The organism is Streptomyces sp. NPDC005408, from assembly GCF_040606445.1.
GTDB lineage: Bacteria > Actinomycetota > Actinomycetes > Streptomycetales > Streptomycetaceae > Streptomyces.
On sequence record NZ_JBEXEX010000008.1, the window covers coordinates 44492 to 59924 of the forward strand.

General features: G+C 67.4%; 9 protein-coding genes. 3 read left to right on the forward strand and 6 right to left on the reverse strand.

All coding sequences use genetic code 11. From position 1 onward, the window contains the following. Positions 1-18 precede the first annotated feature (18 nt). Entirely contained in the window at positions 19-1419 is a 1401-nt protein-coding gene (locus ABZS64_RS10715; RefSeq protein ID WP_355826175.1) for a CBS domain-containing protein, read from the reverse strand. A 471-nt stretch (positions 1420-1890) separates the two neighbouring features. Here ABZS64_RS10715 and ABZS64_RS10720 point away from each other — a divergent pair, with 471 nt between their 5' ends. Both ABZS64_RS10720 and ABZS64_RS10725 read left to right on the forward strand, forming a co-directional pair. Further along, complete coding sequence (locus ABZS64_RS10720) at positions 1891-2727, forward strand: helix-turn-helix transcriptional regulator (RefSeq protein ID WP_355826177.1); 837 nt, start codon at positions 1891-1893, stop codon at positions 2725-2727. Then, positions 2724-2939 (forward strand): DUF397 domain-containing protein, encoded by a 216-nt coding sequence (locus ABZS64_RS10725; RefSeq protein ID WP_355826180.1) that lies wholly within the window; start codon positions 2724-2726, stop codon positions 2937-2939. Before ABZS64_RS10720 ends, ABZS64_RS10725 begins: the two co-directional genes overlap by 4 nt. A gap of 62 nt (positions 2940-3001) precedes the next feature. On the opposite strand, the gene ABZS64_RS10730 is transcribed toward ABZS64_RS10725, so the two are convergent. The 3 genes from ABZS64_RS10730 to ABZS64_RS10740 form a co-directional block, all read right to left on the reverse strand. Next, positions 3002-8068 (reverse strand): class I SAM-dependent DNA methyltransferase, encoded by a 5067-nt coding sequence (locus ABZS64_RS10730; protein WP_355826183.1) that lies wholly within the window; start codon positions 8066-8068, stop codon positions 3002-3004. Between the two features lie 19 nt (positions 8069-8087). Beyond that, entirely contained in the window at positions 8088-10922 is a 2835-nt protein-coding gene (locus ABZS64_RS10735) for a DEAD/DEAH box helicase (RefSeq protein WP_355826583.1), read from the reverse strand. Positions 10923-11026: 104 nt separating this feature from the next. Continuing rightward, on the reverse strand, positions 11027-12223 hold the full coding sequence (locus ABZS64_RS10740; protein WP_355826186.1) for a serine/threonine-protein kinase: 1197 nt from the start codon (positions 12221-12223) through the stop codon (positions 11027-11029). Positions 12224-12561: 338 nt separating this feature from the next. Here ABZS64_RS10740 and ABZS64_RS10745 point away from each other — a divergent pair, with 338 nt between their 5' ends. Further along, entirely contained in the window at positions 12562-12870 is a 309-nt protein-coding gene (locus ABZS64_RS10745; RefSeq protein ID WP_355826189.1) for a SelT/SelW/SelH family protein, read from the forward strand. Between the two features lie 65 nt (positions 12871-12935). Here the strand turns inward: ABZS64_RS10745 and aceB are convergent, their stop codons facing one another. Beyond that, positions 12936-14558, reverse strand: coding sequence for a malate synthase A (gene aceB, locus ABZS64_RS10750; protein WP_355826191.1), 1623 nt, complete (start codon positions 14556-14558; stop codon positions 12936-12938). 217 nt (positions 14559-14775) lie between these two features. Beyond that, positions 14776-15390 carry a nucleotidyltransferase family protein gene (locus tag ABZS64_RS10755; RefSeq protein WP_355826194.1) on the reverse strand — a complete coding sequence of 205 codons (615 nt, stop codon included), beginning with the start codon at positions 15388-15390 and terminating at the stop codon, positions 14776-14778. Positions 15391-15433 lie beyond the last annotated feature (43 nt).

The window sequence follows — 15433 nt, forward strand, 5'->3', positions numbered from 1 at the left end:
GCTGATGTGCACGTCTGGTCAGTCGCCGTACTCCCGCAAGAGCGTAATCATGTGACGGATCTTCTGCACTGCGTCCTCTGGGAGCGGGTCCGGGTTGAAGTGCATCAGATCGTTGCGGATCTCGCGCAGCTCATCAACCCGCTTCACGAAGACTTTTCTGTCCAGTGGCCAGCCCAACGTCGCCCACGCATCCTTGCTCTGCAGGATGCGCTGGTAGTCCCCGATGGAAAGATCGTCGAACGACGCAATCTTGCGGTCACCATCCGGCGCGCAGAGAGTGGTGACCGTTCCCACGTCAAACGTTTCAGACAGTATGCGTCGCAGTCTTTGATCGAATTCACCGATCAGGAAGAACGGCGTAGCGAGGGAACCGTAGGCTGATGCGACGTCACTGGACGTGACGATTCCGGCGATGGTGTTCGTCTGGTCTCTCACCACGACGAAGTCGAACTCGGTGAGAATGGCCAGAACGTCGACCAGGTGGTGGTCGTACGGAACCTCCCGTGCCGGAATGATCGCTTTGGAAAACGGGGCTTCGGGATCGGCATGTCGTGCACGCGCTATGGACTCCCAGGTGACAGCCCCGCGAAGAGTGCGGTCTCCGACGGTCACTGGCAGTTGAGAGTAGCCGTTGATGGCCATCTCGGTGATGGCTTCCTCGAACGTCGCGGACGGCGACACTGCCACAACTCCCGCAAGTGCCGAGGGCAGGTTGCCCAATGTCAGGCCAAGCGCAGGCACGTCCTCGTCGGCGAGGGGGGTGACAGGGTTCGCCGGCACCGTGCTCGCCGGCTCCGTGCCATCCGTGCCTTTCGGGGCAGCAACGAGTTTGACCACAGCGTCGAAACTCACTGCCTCGAAATCGGGCGAAGTCGTCAGGCTGTGGTTCGCCAGTTCGGCGGCGACCTGGCGGCTGACGAGGTAGCCGCGTCTGACTGCACCCCACCAGGCAATGAGGTCACGAACCGAAAGGGCTACAGGACTTCCCTGCTCAGCATCCTCTCTGGCCTTCTTGAGTTTCTCGTGCCGGAGAGCGGAGGCGGACTGCGGTTCCTCGTCCGAGGGCACCGCTTGCGAAGCTGCGGAGTCGAGAAGCCGCTGGCGCAGCACATCCAGCATCGTGCCGTCACTCGACGCCCAAGCATGCCAGCCGTCAAAGGAGCCTCCACCCACGGCGGCTATGGCGGCGCTGGAGGGGGACTTGAACCGCTGACCGTCGACCAGTTCTATGGAATGGTCAGTTGCAATGCGTGCGCTGTGTGACTCGCCGATGCGAGGCCGGTCGAAGGTGAGCTGCTCACCCACCTGAAGCAGTCCCGCCTCGATCAGATCCGACACGCTGACCCGCCGCCCCGCCAGCAGGTACGACGCTCGACTCGGTGGATTATCGGGAGCGGCGTCGGTGGTGGGGTCTGACATCGGTACTCCTCGGACTGATCCGCCCGCCGGTGCGGCCGGGACGGATTTCAGGCATCTCACGTGCTGGGCAGAGACGAACTGAGTTGAATCCTCACAGAGTTGCCGCAGCCGTGCACGCGGTTCAGCCATGAACCTTTCCCAGCCGAACGGACGCTGGAGGCGGCGGCGTCGAGCGGCCGATGATGGCTGTATACCGCGGGATGAGGACCCCGCCCCGGCCGGCGGACGGTCGAGCAGGCACGGCTCTTCGGGAGGGCGCGGGGCGCCATTCACACCAGAGGGTGAGCCTGCCTGTTTCGAGCCGAACGGAGGTGTGGGATGCGTAGCGTTGATCGGGAGGGCGTTGCGGTGACGGGGGCGTCGTGTACGTGCGGGGGTGGTGGGTGTACGCGGTGTGGGGCGTGACCGGGGGTGGGGTGGTGGCGTTGGGTGTGGGCGCGGGTGCGCGGGAGGCGGTGTGCGGTGACGACGATGGACGACGAGCAGGGCCAAGGGCAGGCGGAGCAAGGGCCCGGGTCGGGCATCTTGCATGTGTTCGGGCGGCAGTTGAAGCGGTTTCGGGAGTGTACGGAGTACGACCGGGCGGCGTTCGGGGCGGCGACGGGGTACTCGGCGTCGACGATCGCGTCGTACGAGCAGGGGCGGCGGGTGCCGCCGCCGAGGTTCATCGAGCAGGCGGATGAGGTGCTGGGGGCGCGGGGTGTGCTGGTCGAGATGAAGGAGGAGGTGGCGCGGGCGCAGTATCCGGCGTTCTTCCGCGATGCAGCCAAGTTGGAGCGGCAGGCCGTTGAGTTGCACTCGTACGACAGCCTCGTACTGAAGGGTCTGTTACAGACCGAGGAGTACGCCCGCGCGGTGTTCGAGCTGTGGCGGCCCTTGCTGGACGAGGCTGTCATCGAGGAGCGAGTCGCGGCCCGGCTCGCCCGGCAGGAGATCTTCAGTCGGCGCCCGGTGCCCAACCTGAGCTTCGTCATGGAGGAGTCTGTACTCCTCAAGCGCATCGGAGGCGACGACGTCTGGCGCGGGCAGTTGGAGCAGGTCCTGCTGATCGGACAGAAGCGCAACGTCGAGATTCAGGTGATGCCGTCTACGCGGGGCGAGCATGCGGGGCTTGGAGGTCCGTTCACCTTGATGGAGATGCAGGATGGGCGGACGATCGCTTATACAGAGGTGCAGGGCGACAGTCGCCTGCACACGGAGCGAAGCAGGGTCCGGGAGCTGGAAGCGACGTACGGGATTATCCGGGCGCAGGCGCTGACTCCAGCAGAATCACTGGCCTTGGTCGAAAGGTTGTTGAGAGACACATGATTGCGCAGCTAACTGGGCGTGTGACGCAGGAACTGGCCTGGTTCAAGAGCAGTTACAGCGCTGGCAACGGTGGCGATTGCGTTGAGGTCGCGGCATGCCCCGGAGCCGTGCACGTCCGCGACTCCAAGGACACCAGCGTTGCGGTGATCACCCTTCAGCCACAGGCGTGGGATGCCTTCGTCGGGTTCGCGGCGAACAGTGGTGTCGTGTAGGTACGCGATCGGCATGCTGTGGGGCGGTTCCTGTGCTTGGGAGTCGCCCCACAGCGTTTGCGTCAGGCCTCCACAGCGGCCGGCTCCGGCGGGGACCAGCGGCCAGCGGTGATCTCCGCGTCGAGCCGCGCCTGGAAGTGCGCGTGCGCGGCGCGCATCTCCGCCTCGCGGTCGGCCTTGTAGAAGGGCGCGGTGTAGCCCTCGGGGGGTGGGGTGGTGGTGGGGTTGGCCAGGTGGTCGAGAAGTGCGGGGTACGTCTCCCTGGCCTGGCCGTGGCCGTAGGCGTAAGAATCGCGTGCCACCTTGCGCCCGTTGGCGTCGAAGAACATCGCGGCCTCACGTTCAGCAAGTACGGGGTAGCGCGACTTGTAGATTGCTACCAGCTCGTCGTCGGTCATGCTGAGCCAGACAGCCACAAGGGCATCAAGCTCCACCAGGGCGGCACGACGCCCGTGTTCCGTCCGTAGAGGCGTGCGGTATTCCCATGCATGTGTTAGGGAAGTGGAAAGCGGGGCCTGGTTGGGCCAGTTGTGCGCCCAATGTTCGTAGCCAGGCCAGGTGGGATGGAACAGTTCCTGCCAGAGTGGAGCGTAAGCGTCCGTCAAACAGTTGAGACGCAAGGTGCGCAGAATGAGCGGGTGGGCGAGGGGATGATTGGGTGCGGGAGCTGGCATGCGAGCGGCCTCTGCCGGATAGAAGTTTGCCTTCCCGATGATTCGAAGCAGATAGTCTGAGGGTAGCGACGCCCAAAATCCGGACGCGGCTACCGTTGAGCGGTTGTCGATTAGAGCCATTGAGTGAACGCCGTGAATGTGGCTGGGGCCCGGGGGGATTAGGGCTGCATAGAGACTTCGCTCACTATTGAAAGGGATCATTACTCGCCAGGCGAGGCGGAAGTACTCGGTGTAACGTCGCCCATTCCAGAGATCCTGGACTGCCTCATACTCCTTCTCGTCGCAGGCTCGAGCATAGTTTGACTTGGGAGTGAAGTCGCGTGCGAGTGTCTGAGGGTTCAGTGGCAGCCAGTCGTTGTTGCTGCGGCAAGGGATCTTGGGCTCCTTGGCGAAGGGCAGGCCCCCGCCGAAGTGTGGCCCCTGTAGCACCACTTCGCTCAGGAGGGAGGTGGAGTGATTCGCCCACCGGATATGGCCATTCTCCTTCGCGGTTTTCTCGTGATAGCCCGATGAAATTCTGGGTTGGAGTTCCCTTACCTTGTTGCTGGCCGCTCCTAGGGCGCGAATAGCCCCTTCCTCAAGGGAAGAAACCGGGTATAGGAGAGGGGCTTGCTCTGGCTGTAGGTCGAAGTCACCCGTGAGCAGTTTCCAGTTGGACAGCGTTTCCCGGTTCACTGTGATCAACCGAGCCCGGTGCGGCCTGAGATCCCATGACCCGCGATGCCGAACTCCCGGAACTGGCCCCTCGCCATCGTGCTGGATCGAACCAGCCAGAGTCTCAGTTGCGAAGAGAGAGCTTGCGTGCGCGAACGAGATCGCCTTACGTCGACCATATACATGAAGCCCAAATAGGGCATTATCGCTGATCTCGGAGAACAGTTTCAATTTGTTCATGAATTGTGCGTGGAGGCGCAGGTGGGAGTATACGGCCGCTCTTAGTCTTCCCTCCTTACTTCCGGCGAAGTGGCTGTCTGGATGGATCAGGGCCGAGATTCCTAGAGGGTTGAGGTTGTGCCAAACGCGACACATAAATGCTCGATAGAGGTCGGGTTGCGTGCCAACCAATAGCGGATACGTTGCCCCGCTGGCCAAATTTGCGGCTGTTCCAGTGTTAGAGGCAAGCTCGTAAAGGAAGAATTTTGCAGCTTGAGGAGTGTCACCTAGGAGCACTTCGTTCCGGCGTAGCCTCCAATCCGCCATAGTGGGTTTGTCAGCCAGTGCGAACCACGGCTCCAGTTCGGCAAGTACCAAGGATTCCTGCCAGGTTGGCCTTACCCACGGCGGGTTACCGACCTGTAGGTCGTAACCATCGCGTCCAAACACCTGAGCGAACTCCAACTCCCAGTGGAAGAAGCCCTGCTGGACCGCGATGTCCCGCGCGGCGCCCGCCCATGGGTAGCGCTCTTCAAGGTGATGCGCCCGGTCCATGCCCATGTAGTCCGGGAGGTCGTCCTCGTACGGGGTCAGCTCGCTCAGGGACTCGAACTCCGAGATCAGCGAGTCCGTCGGGACCTCCTGCGTACCGAGCAGCGACTCCACGAAATCCAGCCAGTCGTCAAGGCCCGCCAGCGGGATGACCGACCGGCGTTGCGCGGCCTGCCCGCCCTTGCGAGCTCCGCGCGCACGACGCTTGTCCACGTCCTCGCGCGTCAGCGCCAGTTGCTTGGCGTCGGCCTGGAACCCGGGAAGCGCGTCGACCTCCCACGCCAGCAGCACGCCGTCGTCCTCGGTAACGACCTCCTGCGTGAGCGCAGGTGCCGCCTCCCGCGCGTACCGCGCATCGGACCCGTCCAGCAGCCCCGCGCTCTGCACCGGCCAGAACCACAGCGCGCACCACGCGTCCATCAGCGTCTTCAGCCGCCAGTACGGCGTGTCCACGGCTTCCAGATCGGCCAACACGTCCTCGCGCTGCACGGCCTCCACAGGCTGGCGCAGCCACTCCCTGTCCGCGCCCCACACCTCAATCCGACGCGAGATGTCCCGCTCCGAGATCTCCAGTCGCCGGCACACCAACCCCCACAGGTACTCCGCCCGCCTGGCCAACCCCTGAAGGCGCGCAACCTGCTTGGCGCTCGGCGACTTGGTGATCGCCTTACGCCACGCCCCCAACGCCTTCGCGTCCTCCGGAGCGAGCGCCTTCGCTTCTTTCTCCCCGGCGACCGCGCCCCATTCCTTCGCCGGAAGAAGGAAGTGGTGCACCGCCCCTTCCGGGAGCCCACCGGCCGCCTCCGTGAGCGGGAAGCGCTCCGGTGTCGTCCCCAGCCAGCCGCCCTTCTTCAGCCGCTCAGCCGAGTAGATCTCCCGACGCCCGCCGATCAGCGAGTTGCCCCGTCGCAGGTGCAGCCCGAACCAGGGTGCCTCCATGCCCGGGTGCATGGTGTTCAGCCACAGCGAAACCTCCGCCAGCTCCACCGCCGTGGAGTTGAGGTCCACCCCGTACGAGTTGTGGAGCGCGATGTATGCCTTGACCTTCTGGAGTTCGACCGGGTACTTCTCCGTGTCGATCGCGTCGCCGGTCTCCTCCTGCCGCCGCCGCAGGTACTCCGCCGCGACCTGGTTGATCGCCTCGTTCAAGAACGCCCCGGACCCCAGCGCCGGCTCGCAGATCTTCCAGTCCAGCAGCTCCCGCGCCTCGGTCGTCGACCCGTCCTGGTCCAAGCGATGCTGGAGTGCCAACTGCACGGTCACCTTCGTCAGCGACTCCGGCGTGTAGTAGGACGCCGACGTCTGACGGTCACGCCCGGACAGCCGGTACACGAACGCCCCCGGCCGGTACCGGACCCGTACCTCCTCGCCCGTGTCCTCGTCCCGGCGCCGTACGAAGACGCCGTCCGCGTACTCGTCCGCCTTCGAGGCAGGCACCAGCCAGGAGCCGTCCTTCGGGTCGCCGCCCTTGGCGACCTCGTACAGTTCCTCGCCCGCCACAAAGCCCGAGTACGACATCAGGCCCTCGTACACCGCGCCGAGCTGGTTGATGCCGAGCTGCGCGTACGAGATGAAGCCGCCGCGTTCGCCCTTCTTGCCCTTGGTGAGCATCAGCTTGCGCAACACCTGGTAGAGCGTGGCGTTGCGCAGTCGCGTGTCCAGGTACCGAGGTCCGCCCTCCGCGTCCTCGTCGTACCTCGGGTCCGGCACGGACTCGGCCCCGATCAGGCGGATGGACTCGCCCTCGAAGAGCTTGGAGTGCAGCGGCTCGAAGCGCAGGCCGATGTCCTCGGACGCCTTCACTTCGACGACCCCGTGCGTACGCCGCGGCCGGTAGCCCTCCTGCACCTTCCGGAACAGCAGGTCCAGCGACTCGTACAGGTAGAAGCCCTCGCGCGCCTTCTCGCCCACCAGGTCCCGTTCGGCGACCAGTTCGCCCAGCCGCCCGAGCCCGTAGCCCTGGTGGTACTCGGGATAGTCGGACGGCAGGATGCCCAGCTCGGGGCGGGCCTCCGCGTAGAGAAGGAACAGGATCCGGTACAGATACCGCAGCGACTCCCGCGTCAACTGCTGCCCCAGCTCCGGGAGGTCCTTGATGTCCTCCAGCCGTACGCCCTCGTGCGAGCGGATACGCTCCAGGACCTCGTTGGCGATCAGCTCGACCGACTGGCGCAGCCCGTCCCTCAGGTCGGAGGAGACACCCACCGCGTGCTTGGTCGACTTGTCGACCAGCCCGGCGAGGGGGTTCTCTCCGCCCTCCTCCGGCGTACGGAGCGAGTCGGCGCCGAACAGCGCGGCCAGGGTGTCGAGTTCCTGGCCGTCCTTGGTGTTGTTTCGGTCGAGCGCGGTGTCCAGCGAGGCCGCGAGGTAGCGGCCCTCGCCCCACATGGCGCGGTCGGCGAGCACGATGACACCGCCGGCCAGCAGCAGGACATACCGCGGGGCGTCCTCGCACGCGAAGAGGAACGAGGCGAGCTTCGACCCGGTGCGTACGGCATTCGCCGAGTCGATCTGCAACGGGTGCAGCAGGCGGCCCGCGCCTTCTGGGTCCAGTGCCGCGTCCGGCTCGGCGGCCCAGCCGCAGTCCAGGGCGACCAGGCCCGGCTCGGCGTAGGCGACCTCGATGTCGTACGTGGTGTCCGCGCGCTCGAAGGTCTTCGTCTGCGGCTTGGCGTCGTAGCCCAGCGCCCGCAGCACCAGGGCGTTGAGGTCGGCCGCCCGTCGGCGCCACTCCGGTGCGTCGTACGTCGTCGCCTCGTCGGCCGTGGCCGCGGCCTCGGCGAAGAACGCGCGGGACTTGAAGTACGGGCGGCGCAGGCCGCGCAGGCCCACGCGCGGGGTGACGGGCAGGGGCTCGGGGTCGCTGCCGGTGTACTCGATCCAGTCGCCCGTGGCCCCGGCTGCCTTCGCCTCCTCCTCGCGCTCCTTCCACTTCGCGAGCAGCCCGGACTTGAGGTCCTTGGGGAAGACCTCGGCCAGGTAGTGCGCGGAGAAGTAGTCGCCGCGGTTGACCAGGGAGTCGTACGTCATGGTGCGGGAACCTCCTGGTTCAGTCGCGTGCGGAAGAGGGCGAAGGTATGGAAGAGGCCGCGTCGAGGACGGCCAGCACGCGCAGCATCGGGCGGCCGGTGGTCAGCAGCGAGTCGGCCAGCCGGGTCAGGTCGGTCTTGGTCGTCCCGCCGGCCAGGCTGAGCTGTTCCCAGTCGCCGAGCCGCTGCTTGTACTGCTCGATGGGCTGGAGCAGCGCCCGGTCCCAGTCCTGGCTGTGCCGGTCGAGGAAGCGCTCGGCCCCCTCCAGCGCCGCCGGGATACCGGCGCGCAGAGCATCCATGTCGTGGTGGTGCAGCGGGTTGGCCATCGTGGGGCCGACACCGGCCCGGCGCAGCAGGGAGACCATGTCGTCGGTGACCTCGTCGCCCGTGACGGCCATCCACTTCACGACCGTCGGGCGGCCCAGCGCGTTGGAGTAGATGCCCTGGATCAGATACGCCGGGGCTGTGACGTCGGCCGTGATGACCGGGGCCTCCTGCCGGCCGAGGCTCACCAGCACCTTGTCGGTCAGCCACTCCACCACCGGGTGGAGGTCGGTCAGCAGGGAGATCTCCGGCCAGCTGGAGGTGGCCGACTCCCGGGCCCGTACCAGCGACAGCTCGGCGAGCTTGCGGTTCAGCGTCACCAACAGGCGCTCGTGCAGGCGCTGTTCGCGGCGGTAGTCGGGAGGCAGGGACTTCATACGGTGGACCAGGTCCGACGGGGGCCGGAAGGAGATCAGGCCCGTCTCGGTGTCGCGGTCCATCTCCAACTGCCGCTGGGCGTCCGGGAACACCTCCCGTACGGCCTCGTCGATGAACTCGCGGGTGCCGGCGAACAGGCGCGGCACGTCCGCGGCCGGGGCCGTGTCCGACCCGTCCTCGTCGGCTCCGTCGTCACCGACCGCGTCGACCGAGCCGAAGAAGTCGGCGAGGAAGTCGTCGTCCGCCTCCGCCGCTTCCGCGGCCGTGTGCTGCAACGACTCCTCGACCGTGCGGCCCTTGAGCAGGTCCTGGATGAGGGACTTCTCCTCGGCCTCCGCCCGGTAGAGCCCGCTGACCGCCTCCGCTGTACCCAGCGAACGGTGCGCCTCGTCCTCGCGCTCCAGCAGACGTTCCGCGACCGTGCGGTCGTCCTTCGCGCTGTCGACCTCGCTCATGAGGATCAGCGCGCGGAACTGCGGCTGGTGGGCCTGGCCGTAGCGGTCGATACGGCCGTTGCGCTGCTCGATGCGGATCAGCGACCACGGCACGTCGTAGTGGATCAACTGGTGGCACTGCCGGTGCAGGTTGACACCCTCGGAGGCCACGTCACCCGTGAACAGGATGCGTACGGGGGTGTCGGCGAGCCCGAAGTCCTCCACGCACTGCATCTGCTGCTCGTCGGAGAGCCCGCCGTGCATCACGCGGGCGGCCTCCGTGAGGGCCTTGCCCTTGAAGCCGAGCGCGGCAGGCACCGTCTCCCGCAGCCACTCCAGCGTCTGGACGCGCTCGGAGAAGACGACGACACGTGCGTCGCTCTTCGGGCCGACGCCGATCGCCTTCAACTGCTCGACGAGCGCGCAGAACTTCGCCGAGTCCGACTCCTTCATCCCCGACGTCAGCTCGCGCAGCCGGTTCAGCGCGATGCGCTCCGGCGCCCGGGGGTCGGCGAACTCCTTGCTGCTCAGGGTCTTGATACGGGCCGCGACCGTCGCCCGGAACGCGACGTGCGACGACAGGAACGACTTCAGCAGCGTGTATGGGAACAGCGGCACGTCGCTGACCGACTTCCCCTCCTCCGGAAGCCACACCTGCGCCAACTCCTCGAACACCCGCTCCTCAGCCGGCGTCGCCACGCAGCGCACCGACTCCGACGGGCCGCGGTCCGCCCACTGGCCCTTCATCTGGTCGCGGACCTCGGGGCTGACCTTCGTCCGCCGGATGAACAGGTGCTCGATGTCCTTCGCCTCGTACCGTTCGGGGTCCCGGATCGCGGCCGGGTCCAGCAGGGCGATCAGCTCGGCGAAGGAGCGGGCATTGCCGTTGTGCGGGGTGGCGGAGGCCAGGATCAGGGCGTCGGTGCGCGGGGCGAGGAGCTGGGCGAGCTGGTTGCGCAGGGAGCCGCGGTTGATCAGGTTGTGGGACTCGTCGATGACGACCGCGTCCCAGCGGATCCGCTCCAGGTGATGCTTGTACTGGTCGGTGTTCTTGAGGGTGTCGATGGATACGATGACGCGCTTGAAGTAGGTGAACGGGTTGCGGCCCGCCGGGATCTCGCGCTGCACCTTCTCGATGCCGGCCGAGTCCAGCCGGATCAGCGGGATCGCGAACCGCGTCCACAGCTCGTGCTGGAACTGCTCCAGGACGTGCTGCGGGGTGACGACAAGAATGCGCTCGCCTCTTCCGCGCCGAATCAGCTCCGCGAGCGTGAGACCGATCTCCAGGGTCTTGCCGAGGCCGACCACGTCGGCGATCAGCAGGCGCGGGCGCAGGTTGCGGCCGGAGAGCGCGAGCTGCGCCGGGCGGTGCTGGTAGGGGAGCGAGTCGAGCAGGAAGCTGTCGGCGAGGGCGAGGCCGCGCTCGGACTGGGGGAGCGGGGTCTTGCGCAGCACGGCCTCCAGGAAGAGGCGGCTGCGGCGGAAGTTCGCCGAGTCGTCGCCGGTCAGTTTCGTGCGTCGCGGGTCCATCAGCTCCACGTCGTCCAGGGCAGTGAAGAACACGGCCTCCTGGTCGCGGACGAACTCGGAGACGCCGACGGCCTCGATCCGGTCGCCGTCATGGGCGGTGCGCGTGACGTTCCGTACGAGCCACTCCTCGTCGCGTACGACGATCTGCGCGCCCGGCGGGTACTGCGCGGTGCCATCGTCCGCCACCGTGCCGCTCGGCCGGTCCACGCGCTCCTGCTCGACGGTCACGGGCGCTGCCTCCTGTGCTGTTGGTGCTCTTCGGGGGTGCTGCGTGGGCGAAGTGTCTCGCGTCAGAACTTGGCGCCCTGCGCGTACGTCTCGCGGAGCTGCTGGGCCACCTTGCGGGCCTGTACGGAGTGACGCAAGGGAGCCGGTGCGACGGGGCGCCTGGTGGCCCGGTCCCGAGACGGCCTCGCGTCCGGGCCCGTCGGGGGCGCCTGGTTTACAGGCTCGGCCTTGAGGGTCGGCGTGTATGCGACGGGCGGGCCGTCCTGGGGTGCTTCCGGCTGTGGCAGCGCGAGCGTGGGGGCCGGGGGGGCGGGGGCTTGCGCCAGCGGCCGGGTCGGTTGCGCCGCGAGGTCAGCGGCGTCCGGTGCAGGCGGTGGAGAGGAGGGCGCGGTGTGTGTGGTCAGCCGACGACGGGCCTGCGCGACCTTGAGCCCGGCGGCCTCGATGACAGCCCGGCATTGCTGGACCACCTCGGACAGCGTGGGGCGGTCACCCGGGGCGTAGGACAGCATCGAGGTGAGCAGCGGCACGAGCGGCTCCGGTGCGGCGGTCAGGTCAGGTGCCTTGGCCTCGTCGGTGATCATGTGGAACAGCACATGGATGTTGTCGGCCAGGTACGGATAGTGGCCGGTCGCTGCGTACAGGAGGACGGCCCCGAGCGCGTAGACGTCAACGGGGGCGGTCAGCGGTTTGACGCCGTTCGCCTGCTCCGGGGCCATGCAGGTGGGGGTGCCCATCACGGTGTTCGGAGCGGTGAGGGTGGCGCTTGCCTCCGTGAACACCGCGAGACCGAAGTCGATGATCTTGGGGCCGTTGGGGCCGAGGAGCACGTTCGCGGGCTTGAGGTCGCGGTGGACCAGGCCTTGCTTGTGCACTGCGGCGAGGGCTTCGGCGAGGGTCGCGCCGAGCGACGCGACAAGCACATGCGGCAGTGCGCCGTGCGTGGTGATGTGCTTGCGCAGATCGGGACCATCCACGTACTCCGTGGCGAGCCAGGGGCGCTCCGCCTCGGGATCGGCGTCCAGGAATGCGGCGATACGAGGACCCCAGATCGTTTTGAGGACCTCGATTTCCTGCGCGAAGCGCAGCCGCGCCTCGGAGTCCACGACCGACGCCTTGATCACCTTGACGGCAGCAGGCTCACCGCCCTGCGACTCCCCGAGATAGACCTGGCCCATGCCGCCCTGCCCGATCCTGCCGAGCAGCTCGAAGCCGCCGAGTTCGACCGGATCCTCGGGGCTGAGCGGGGTGGTCTGCACGCAGGTCCTCGTTCGGGCTGATCAGGGGTGAATGTGCGGGTTACACGGTAGTCGACTGCGTTCCGTGACAGAGCCGGTACCGGGGAATCCGTGCGACTCCGGGCTGAGGTCGGCTCCCGTCGGGCGAGAAGGGAGAGCCAGGCGCGCGCCCCTTGTGACCGGCGCGCCGCTCTCGGGCGGGGGCCGGCATCAAGCTCCGGGTCAAGCTGCCTGACTGCAAGTGGGGCGACTTCTCGGTACAGCGCACGGTGTGGTGGTCTGCTGGGGCGCTCGCCGCGGGCTGGGACAATGGTGTCCGCATCACGCGCCCTCACCAGCCGGAAGGTGGCGTTTCCGCCTTGAACACGTCTGCCTCGACCACCGCTCACCGTGTGCAGATCGAGTACTGCACCCAGTGCCGCTGGCTCCCACGTGCCGCCTGGCTGGCCCAGGAACTCCTCGCCACCTTCGAGGCGGAGCTGACCGAACTCGCGCTCAAGCCGGGGACCGGTGGCGTGTTCGTGGTGCGCGTCGACGGCGAGGTCGTCTGGGACCGGCGCGAGCAGGGATTCCCGGAGCCGACGGCCGTCAAGCGGCTGGTCCGGGACCGCGTGGCACCGGGCCGGACCTTGGGCCACACGGAGAAGTCCGAGAAACCGGAGAGCTAGGGGATACGACTCCGCCCCCGGTGCGGTGTGCGATACCGGGGGCGTCGTCAGACGTACAGACAGATTCAGCCCGTCAACTGCTCGTACGCCGGCAGCGTCAGGAAGTCCGCGTAGTCCGCGTCGAGGGAGACGTGCAGCAGCAGGTCGTGGGCCTGCTGCCACTTGCCCGACGCGAACGCCTCCTCGCCGATCTCCTCGCGGATCGCGGCCAGCTCCTGTGCCGCGACCTTGCGGGTCAGCTCCGGGGTGGCGAGTTCGCCGTTCTCGAAGACGACGCCCGCGTTGATCCACTGCCAGATCTGGGAGCGGGAGATCTCCGCCGTCGCCGCGTCCTCCATCAGGTTGAAGATCGCGACCGCGCCGAGGCCGCGCAGCCATGCCTCGATGTAGCGGATGCCGACCTGGACGGCGTTGCGCAGTCCCTCGTACGTGGGCTTGGCGTCCAGGGAGTCGATGGCGATCAGATCGCCGGGCGCCACCGAGACGTCCTCGCGCAGCCGGTCCTTCTGGTTGGGCTTCTCGCCCAGCACCGCGTCGAAGGAGGCCAGCGCGATCGGGACCAGGTCGGGGTGCGCGACCCAGGAGCCGTCGAAGCCGTCGCCCGCCTCGCGGTCCTTGTCGGCCTTGACCTTCTCGAAGGCGACCTTGTTGACCTCGGCGTCGCGGCGGGACGGGATGAATGCCGCCATGCCGCCGATGGCGTGGGCGCCGCGCTTGTGGCAGGTGCGGACGAGGAGTTCGGTGTACGCGCGCATGAACGGGGCGGTCATGGTCACCGCATTGCGGTCCGGGAGCACGAACTTCTCGCCGCCGTCACGGAAGTTCTTGACGATCGAGAAGAGGTAGTCCCAGCGGCCCGCGTTGAGACCGGCCGCGTGGTCGCGGAGCTCGTAGAGGATCTCCTCCATCTCGTACGCCGCCGTGATCGTCTCGATCAGGACGGTCGCGCGGACGGTGCCCTGCGGGATGCCGGCGTAGTCCTGCGCGAAGACGAAGATGTCGTTCCAGAGGCGGGCCTCCAGGTACGACTCCGTCTTCGGGAGGTAGAAGTACGGGCCCTTGCCGAGGTCGATCAGACGCTGGGCGTTGTGGAAGAAGTACAGGCCGAAGTCGACCAGCGCGCCGGGGACGGGGCGGCCCTCGAACTGCAGATGGCGCTCTTCCAGGTGCCAGCCGCGCGGGCGCATCACGACGGTCGCGAGCTCCTCGTTCGGCCTGAGGGCGTAGGACTTTCCTGACGTCGGGTCGGTGAAGTCGATCTTCCGCTCGTAGGCGTCGATCAGATTGCGCTGGCCGAGGACGACGTTCTCCCAGGTGGGAGCGGAGGCGTCCTCGAAGTCGGCGAGCCAGACCTTCGCGCCCGAGTTCAGGGCGTTGATGGTCATCTTGCGGTCGGTGGGTCCGGTGATCTCCACCCGGCGGTCGTTCAGCGCCGCGGGGGCCGGAGCGACCTTCCAGGAGTCGTCCGCGCGGATCGCGGCGGTCTCCGGGAGGAAGTCCAGGGTGGAGGTACGGGCGATCTCCGCACGGCGCTCTGAGCGGCGGGCGAGAAGCTCGTCACGCCGCGGCGTGAACCGCCGGTGCAGCTCAGCCACAAAGGCGAGGGCCGCGTCGGTCAGGACCTCTTCCTGCCGGGGCAGGGGCTCGGCTTCGACGATGGCCAGCGGGGACGGCGCTGGTGCGGACATGAGCTGTCACTTCCTTCAGCGGGCGGTGCCTGGCGGCCGCCGGGCGTGCAGATACGGCACTCGGTGCCGCAAGAGCCGAGGTACGGTCGCGGGCGCCGTCTGGGGTGTCGGGCGCTTCTGACCAGTGGATAGTAGTTTCCTCATGGTGGAAGTTCAATGGTTTGTTGATATCGAGATTCTCTGGGTCGACAGACCATGGCGCTGAGTGCCACGCCGTTCACTCAAGGTGCGCCAGATCTTCCGCCGTGTCGATGTCGTACGCCTCGGCCACGTCCCCGCACTCGATCAGAGCGAGCGAGGACTCGTGCTCCCTGAGATAGGCGCGAGCGCCGCGGTCGCCGACCGCGCTCGCCGTGATCTCCTGCCAGCGTCCCGCGCCGAAGAGGACCGGATGGCCGCGCTCACCTCCGTACGAAGCCGCAGCGAGCGACTGACGGGAGCCGTAGGCGGCCCGGACGCGGGCCACCGCCTCGGCCCCGATCCCCGGCTGGTCCACCAGAGAGACAAGAGCTGCGTCCGCCGCCGTCACGGAAAGGGACTCAAGACCGGCGCGCAGCGAGGAACCCATGCCCTCCTCCCAGTCGGGGTTGTCGACCAGTACGCAGCCGGAGAGATCGGCCTCCTTCCGTACGCGGTCGGCAGCCGCCCCCAGGACCACGTGCACCGGCGCGCAGCCGCCCTCGCGCAGCACGCGCACCGCGTGCTCGACCAGCGGCCGGCCCCGGTGCGTCAGCAGCGCCTTGGGGCGTCCGCCGAGCCGTCGCCCGCCGCCCGCCGCGAGCAGCAGTCCGGCGACGGTCGGTTCCTTCGGTGGTTGTGCCGGGTGTGCCATAAGGACTCCTTACCTCAAATATGGTCGAAGCGCTGCGCGATTC

Coding starts and splice junctions, on each gene's coding strand:
- ABZS64_RS10715 (WP_355826175.1), bottom strand. CDS start 1,419: ATGTCAGACCCCACCACCGACGCCGCTCCCGATAATCCACCGAGTCGA.
- ABZS64_RS10720 (WP_355826177.1), top strand. CDS start 1,891: ATGGACGACGAGCAGGGCCAAGGGCAGGCGGAGCAAGGGCCCGGGTCG.
- ABZS64_RS10725 (WP_355826180.1), top strand. CDS start 2,724: ATGATTGCGCAGCTAACTGGGCGTGTGACGCAGGAACTGGCCTGGTTC.
- ABZS64_RS10730 (WP_355826183.1), bottom strand. CDS start 8,068: ATGACGTACGACTCCCTGGTCAACCGCGGCGACTACTTCTCCGCGCAC.
- aceB (WP_355826191.1), bottom strand. CDS start 14,558: ATGTCCGCACCAGCGCCGTCCCCGCTGGCCATCGTCGAAGCCGAGCCC.
- ABZS64_RS10755 (WP_355826194.1), bottom strand. CDS start 15,390: ATGGCACACCCGGCACAACCACCGAAGGAACCGACCGTCGCCGGACTG.